This window comes from Thomasclavelia sp., assembly GCF_047249845.1.
GTDB lineage: Bacteria > Bacillota_I > Bacilli_A > Erysipelotrichales > Coprobacillaceae > Thomasclavelia.
Genome location: NZ_JBKTWO010000077.1, coordinates 1 through 7,704 on the forward strand (window position 1 = coordinate 1; position 7,704 = coordinate 7,704).

General features: G+C 31.2%; 4 protein-coding genes. 1 reads left to right on the forward strand and 3 read right to left on the reverse strand.

Translation table 11 applies throughout. From position 1 onward, the window contains the following. Window positions 1-4,502 (reverse strand): discoidin domain-containing protein (locus ACLR9T_RS12940; RefSeq protein ID WP_413109922.1); only part of this gene is annotated, 4,502 nt, incomplete at its 3' end. Between the two features lie 324 nt (window positions 4,503-4,826). Continuing rightward, on the reverse strand, window positions 4,827-5,675 hold the full coding sequence (fba, locus tag ACLR9T_RS12945; RefSeq protein WP_413109923.1) for a class II fructose-1,6-bisphosphate aldolase: 849 nt from the start codon (window positions 5,673-5,675) through the stop codon (window positions 4,827-4,829). A gap of 193 nt (window positions 5,676-5,868) precedes the next feature. On the opposite strand from fba, the gene ACLR9T_RS12950 reads away from it, so the two are divergent. Continuing rightward, entirely contained in the window at window positions 5,869-7,194 is a 1,326-nt protein-coding gene (locus ACLR9T_RS12950) for a class II D-tagatose-bisphosphate aldolase, non-catalytic subunit (RefSeq protein ID WP_413109925.1), read from the forward strand. Window positions 7,195-7,424: 230 nt separating this feature from the next. Here ACLR9T_RS12950 and ACLR9T_RS12955 read toward each other — a convergent pair. Further along, the coding region (locus ACLR9T_RS12955) for an LPXTG cell wall anchor domain-containing protein (RefSeq protein WP_413109924.1) at window positions 7,425-7,704 on the reverse strand (280 nt) is incomplete at its 5' end.

The following is a 7,704-nucleotide window of genomic DNA, read 5'->3' on the forward strand; positions in this document are numbered from 1 at the left end:
ACTGCTTTTGCTGTTTCTACTGCTACTTGCAATGCTAGTTTGTTTGTAACTGGTGTTTCGACTGTTACTAAAGCATTTTTAGCATCTACTAACATTTGTCTTATTTGATCAACATCATTTTGTGAACTATTACTATTATCAGCAATAATAGCTTTTGCAGCGTTTAAAGCAACTGTATAAGTCACCCATGATTCTGTTGTATAATCAGCTTCTTTTAAACTACTATACTCAGCAACTAAAACTACTAAACTATTAATATTCCCACGAGCAACTAAAATATTTTCAGCATTCTCTAATGATGTTACCATATCATCAACAGTTTCTTGTGAAGTTGGGTTATTTAATATATCTTTTGCTTCCATTAATAGCTCTTCAAATTTTTCCACACTAGATATAGTTGACGTTGTTGTATCAATGATATCTAATTCTTCAATTCTTGCTTCTAATTCTGCTATGTCAATAATTTCTTGACCATATACTTTAAATTCAGCTGCAGCAAGTATTTTATTTGCATTAGCTGCCTGCCAATGATAAGTTGCAGTCGCACCTAAACGTACATATCTAGCTTCAACTGTTTTATCTAAAACAATGTCCGTTACTCCACGATCAGTTCTAATTGTTGTTCCAGTCGCAGCTTGATTCCACACCTGACCATCTACACTAAATTCAATAATATATTCTAGGAGATTACCTGTACAATTTAAACCTACATTTCCATCATATCTAGGTATATATTGGAATTTACTTATTTTATATGTACTTCCTAGATCATAGGTTAAATATTGAGGTGTTACCGTATTATCTGCAGCTGCAGAACTTGCCCAATATGTATTCATATTATCATCATTAGCACGATCTGGTGTTGCTCCCTCACCATTATCGTATGATGTTGCCGTTGTAGTGATCCTATCTTGTGGAACCATTCCACTTTCTTCATCAGTTACTAATTCATCATATCCTAATGCTATATCTAATACTTTTAAACCAATTGTCCCTTCAAAACCATCACAGCCTATTGTTGTTGTACCGGCTTCAATTGTGTAAGCTTTGTTTTCTAATTTGTATGCAGAACTTTGTAAATTTCCATCTACATATAATTTTAGAATTCCATTATTTTCTTTAATAGCTTGAATTGTATGATTTTCGTTGTCATTTATAACTACTTTAGATGTAGCTGTTGCTCCATTTAAAGTAAAATAAGCTTTTCCATCTTTATTAATTCCTAATTCATAACCATTTGTTTGTTTAGCAAGAAGCTTATCAGCAATTGCAGTCTTAATATCTGCAATAACACTAAAACCATTATTATTACTTAATGATTTAGTAGCAGTTCCTATTATCTTTTCTCCAGTTAAAGCAAATGCATTAACTGTTAAAGTTACATTATTTTTATGATATACAACTGTTTTATCTGTATTTTCAACTGAATTACCATTTAAATCAGTAATATCCTTTGCTTTAACAACAATTTTACTACCATTTAATGGTCTATTAGCTAAAATAATTTCATAAGAAATTTGATCAACACTCTTATTAACATGTGCAATTTCAACTTCTTTACCATCGACTTCAACTGCAAAACTATTTCCAGCTACTTTTTCATCAAATTTAATCGTAAGTGTTTTATCACCATCAGATGCTAACTGCATATAATTTGGTGCTTTTGTATCAGCAGTTGTTGATAAAGACCAAATTCTTGTTTCACCAGGTTGTAATGTAACTGTTACTTCATCTCCATAGTTAAATGTCTTATATGCGTCATTTCCATTTTCAGGCATTTCATAACTATGAATCAACGTATTGTATAATGTTTTTCCTTGAATAGATTCCGCTAAACCTATATTACGATCTAAAGTAAATGTAATTGTTTTAGCAGTTGTATCAGGATTTCTCATTGAAATAATACCATCTTCACCATCCCAAGCAGAAAAACCATAAGCATTATATTCTGTTGAAGCTCCAATTCCACCTAATTTAACACCATTAGCTGGATTCCCACCAATCATTTTTGCATTCTGTAAAATATGGAAATTTTCTTCAGCCCAAGCTAAGAATTCTGCATTAATTTCATATTTACCTTTTGTCATGATTGAATCAGAATAATATAATTCCCAAAATCCTGTTCCACGAGTTGACATCATATATAAATAATTTTTAAACTGTTCATCAGTCATAGAGTTAATATTGATACCTGTACCTTCTGTACCATAAACAGGATCATGGTTATAAATATTAGCTAACGGGAATTGGAATTCATGCGATTTAATAAAATCATAATATACAGCTTCACGATATGTTAACATCGTATCCATCTTATTATTAATTGGTCCTGCATCCCCACGGTCATGGGTACATTGCATCCATACACTATTAGCCCATTGTAAATACCAAGGGCTTGGATTTACATAACAAGTTAATGAAATCCATAAATTATTAATATTATCATCTATTTCACTTTGACGAGCAGCCTCCATTAAATCAATCCATGCTTCCCATAAATCTGTTACATGGTACATATTTTTATAGCCACCTGTCATGTGATTATTGGCATATCCAGGTACACCATCTGTTGCTGGAAAAGCATTAAATTGCGCTCTATCTGCAAATCCATCCCATTTCCAATAATTTACTTTATAATCTTTCTGCCATTTAATAGCCATTTCTTGGAAATTTTCTACATATGTTCTATCTGCAACATCAACAGAACCTCCTGCTTTACTACCTTTGCCACTTTTAGCTAAAATATCAGCTAATGAACCATAGAAATTATATCCACCTCGCGGTCCTACCCAAACCCCAAAATTACTTCCAAAGTTATTAACCAGTTCACTAGAATCAGTTAACCCATTAGGAAATTTACTATTGAACTCCCAGAATCCTGTAGAATTTAATGTAGTTCCTGAACGAGCTGCATCGACTACTCGAGTATTATTATAATTATTCCACCCATCATCTACTACATATGAATCCAAAGGTCTAGTTCCTGTTTTATTTAATTCTTTATCTACTTCAATAAATGATTCAAGAATATTATTATCATCAATTAACATCATGTTATCAAACCATGAATTATATTGGATTCTAAACTCTGAAGGTGTAGCAATAGATTTAATATAGTCATAGAAGTCCGATTGAATTACCGCATTTTCTGTACTTCTAGCTGCACCTGCTACAGTTTGCCAAGTCATATAATTTATTCTACCATCTACATCAGCTGCTTGATTATCCTCAACTAATTTATTAAAAGATTTTCCTGAATAATATCTCATATACCCATTTCCATCAACAATTTGGGTATCTGTTACTGGAAACTCACATCCCATAAACATACCTTGAATATAAATTGGTTGTCCTAGATTAGCTTTATACTCATCCATTTCAACAACGCCACCTTTTCCTGATGGAATTGTCCAAGTCGTATCACTTTCATTTACATTCAAAGATTCTAAATCAATATAATCAATTACAGCATTTTCAGCTTGATTTTCTGGAACACTTATTTCCAAATACTTGCGCATGAAGTGATCTCCCTCATACATAACAATTACTTCATTGATTGTGTATTCCACATTTTTAAACTCATATGGTTCAAAAGAGAAAGTCACTTTTTTACCTACTTTTTCAACATCATTAATAGTAGCACTAGTATCTTCTACCCTCACTCCATTAGATTTTAATGTTAAATCACTAGTTTCTAAAGAACGTTCTTCAACTTCTTCTGGAGCTTTATCTTTATGTAAATTAAATTCTGCTCCACCTGCAAATGATAAACCATTATTTGCAGACGTTGCCACCAACTTAACTTGTGTAGCAGTTGTTTCTTGAGGTAAATTAACATAAATAGGATTGACCCCGTTATAATTAAAATTTCCTTCAGAAACTTTTACCCATTGTTCTGAATCAAAAGATAAATTCCCGCCTACTTGTCCATTATATACCCAAAGCTGATATCCCTTAAGATTTCCATTTGTTCCTTCACCATTTTGCCTTGGTGTATAAGAAAAAGACTGGAAGGTTGTTTCACCATGTAAATTAAATAACACATTATAAGGATAAGACTGACCTCCAGTACCTCCCCCATAATTACTATGCCAAATTGAATCAAGATTGCCATCAATTAAATTAGAAGCAGGTCCATCACTAGATCCCGTTGCATTTTGATAACTATCTGCCACTGCTGACCAATTACTACGATCCATAGCTTCTAAAGAAACTGGTTCTTTTTCTTCTTTAGTCATTTTAATAATAAATTCTTCACTACCAGTAGCTGGTGTAAAAACTGTCTCGCCATTTTCAGTGCGCTTATTAACTATACCTGTCGTTTCCAATTTACTATTTGTAATTGAAAATTGTCTTTCAAGATATTCGTTTCCAATCACTACTTGATTATCTGTGGTTGTAACATCAACATTATTAGATAAAGCAGAAACTTTCTTATTTGTTAATGGAAAACAAGATAACGTAAGCGCTACCACTAATGTGCATGCAAATACTTTTTTCATTCATTTTCTCCTTTCTTAATCTCAAGTTAAATAATTAACTCAATATAATTTTACCATACAAAAAGTTGTAATTTTTTTAATAATTAACAAATCATTTACAGTTTTTATAACTAATAAAATTAATAAAAAATCTAAAATATGCTTTTTTCAACATTAAATATAGTAAATAGAAGAAGATATTGTTTCATTTTTGGTTATTTTTTTGCAGTTTTTATAATTAACAAAAAAGTTAAATCTTTATATTTTTGTCAAAATAACACATTTCTATTTTTAGATGTTAACATACCAAAAACCTCCAATTAAAAATTTAACTGGAGGCATTAATCATATTTTATTTACACTACCAACAACATGCATTTTTGACATTACATATTTTTTCACTTCTTCACGTCCAACACCACAATACTTCTTTGGATCAATTGCATCAGGGTTTTGTGCCAAATATTCTTTAACCCCTTTTGAAAAAGCAATTCTTAAATCAGTTGCATAATTTACTTTACAAATACCACGTCTTACACATTCACTAACTGTTTCATCAGGTACTCCTGAAGTACCATGTAATACTAGTGGAATAGAAACGACTTCTTTAATTTCGCTAAGACGATCCAAATCTAGTTTAGGTTCACCTTTATAAACTCCATGAGCAGTTCCAATCGCAACAGCCAAAGATCCAACACCTGTTTTTTCTACAAATTCTTTTGCTTCCAAAGGATCAGTATAACCACCATCTCCTCCATCTAAATCATCTTCTTTACCACCAACTTTACCCAATTCAGCTTCTACACTTACCTTAGAAGGTGCACAAGCATCAACAACTGCTTTTGTAACTTTGATATTATCTTCAAATGATTCATGTGAACCATCAATCATAATTGAGGTATAACCAACTCTTAATGCTCGCATTGCAAGTTCAAAACTATTTCCATGATCTAAATGAATAGCAACTGGCACACTAGCTTTTTGAGCAGCAACTTTTGCATTAGCATAAAAATAATCTAAACTAGCATACTTTACTGTTGATGGAGTTGTTTGTAAAATTACTGGTGATTTTAATTCTTCAGCAGCAGCAACAACAGCCATAACCATCTCCATATTTTCGACATTAAAAGCTCCAATTGCATACTTATTTTTTTGAGCATCTAATAAAATTTTTTCTGTTGTAACTAATGGCATATTTATTCCTCTTTTCTTATTATTTTCCATCTCGATTATAACACAATTTTTTTATTTGTAATAATATTTTGCTAAGTTATTTAAATAATTCTACGAGAAGTATAAAACAATCTAAAAAGTGCAAAATAATTTTTAACAATTCTAAATACTATTAAAAGCATAATTGTTATTATATTGGCGAAAGGAGATAAAAATAATGAATACTAATCCATTAAAAAAACTTGTAGCCCTTCAAAAAGAAGGTAAAGCTGTTGGAATTTATTCAGCATGCAGTGCTAATAAATATGTAATTGAAGCTACATTAAAACGCGGTAAACAAGATGGTTCATGTGTATTGATTGAAAGTACAGCCAATCAATGTGATCAAAATGGTGGTTATACTGGTATGACTCCATTAGATTTTAAAAACTTTGTTTTAAAAATTGCTGAAGAAGTAGGTTTTGACAAAAATAAATTATTCCTTGGTGGAGATCATTTAGGACCACTTACTTGGACTACTCTTAATGAAAAAGAAGCAATGGAAAATGCAACAGAATTAATTAAACATTATGTAGGAGCTGGATTTACTAAAATTCATATTGATACAAGTATGAAAGTTAATGATGATGATCCAGATACTCGTCTAAGCGATGAAACTATTGCTAGACGTGGAGCATACTTAGCCAAAGTTGCACAAGAAACATATGCTGAATTATTAGAAAAAGACCCTGATGCAATTGCTCCTATTTATATCGTCGGTAGTGAAGTTCCAATTCCAGGAGGTGCTGTTGGTGCAGAAGATAATGGTGTCGCTGTGACAAAAGTAGAAGATTTCAAAGCTACTGTAGCAACATTTGAAAAAGCATTCCTAGATAATGATTTACAAGATGCTTGGGATAATGTTATTGCAGTTGTAGTACAGCCTGGGGTTGAAGAAAAGGATTCTGGATGTACTGAGTACGATCGTGAAAAGGCCAAAGAGTTAATGGCTTCAATTAAAGATTATCCTAATTTAATTTTTGAAGGTCATTCTACTGATTACCAAACAAAAATTAAATTAAAAGAATTAGTTGAAGATGGTGTAGGAATCTTAAAAGTAGGTCCTGGTCTTACATTTGCTATGCGTGAAGCCTTATTTGCTCTAGCACATATTGAAAAAGAACTTTTATATGGCATGGATGTAGAAACAAGTAATTTAATTGAAGCTTTAGACAAAGCAATGTTAGATGATGACAAATACTGGAAAAAACATTATCAAGGTACTGAATTAGAAATACGTCTAAAACGTAAATATTCTTTCTCAGATCGTTGTCGTTACTACATGCCTCTACCTAATGTAAATAACGCAATAAATACAATGATCAACAATTTAAATACTTATGGAATTCCATTAAATCTTTTAAGCCAATTTATGCCAATTCAGTATACAAAAGTACGTGAAGGATTACTTGAAAATAATCCTGAGGCTTTAATTGTAGATCGTATTATAAATACTATCGACGAATATTTATACGCAACTAATCAAAAAGAACTATTATAATAATTTCATTCCTTATAACAACATTAATAAATTATCAATAATAACTCTTATAATAGTTCTTACTATTTTTCTCTCTCATATAAAAGAGCCAGATAACTTAGCTTCATCAATCAAGTTAATACTGGCTCTTTTATTTAACACATAATTTTGAATCATTCACAATAAAACATAAAATAAGCGAGGGATAACCCTTGCTTATTTTAGTCTATACAAATTTTAAAATTATAATATTAATCTATTTTTCTTCTTTTTTTATTACTATAAAACCCTAGAGCAGCAATTGCTAATCCTGCTAGTGGATACATCATATTTGTTGTATCTCCTGTCTTAGTAGCATTTACTGTTGTATCTCCTGGTTTTACAGTATTTTCAAGGTTAGTTGAATTAGCTTCTAATCCTGCCATTGCTTTTGTTAATCCATTTATCGCATTTTCTACTTCTTCTGCTGTTGCTTCTGGATTATTTAATATTGCATTTGCTTTTGCTACTTCTTCATCTACTACTTTTAAT

What these genes read in the sequence shown, in the direction of transcription:
- fba (WP_413109923.1), bottom strand. Translation starts at nt 5,675, where the DNA reads ATGCCATTAGTTACAACAGAAAAAATTTTATTAGATGCTCAAAAAAAT.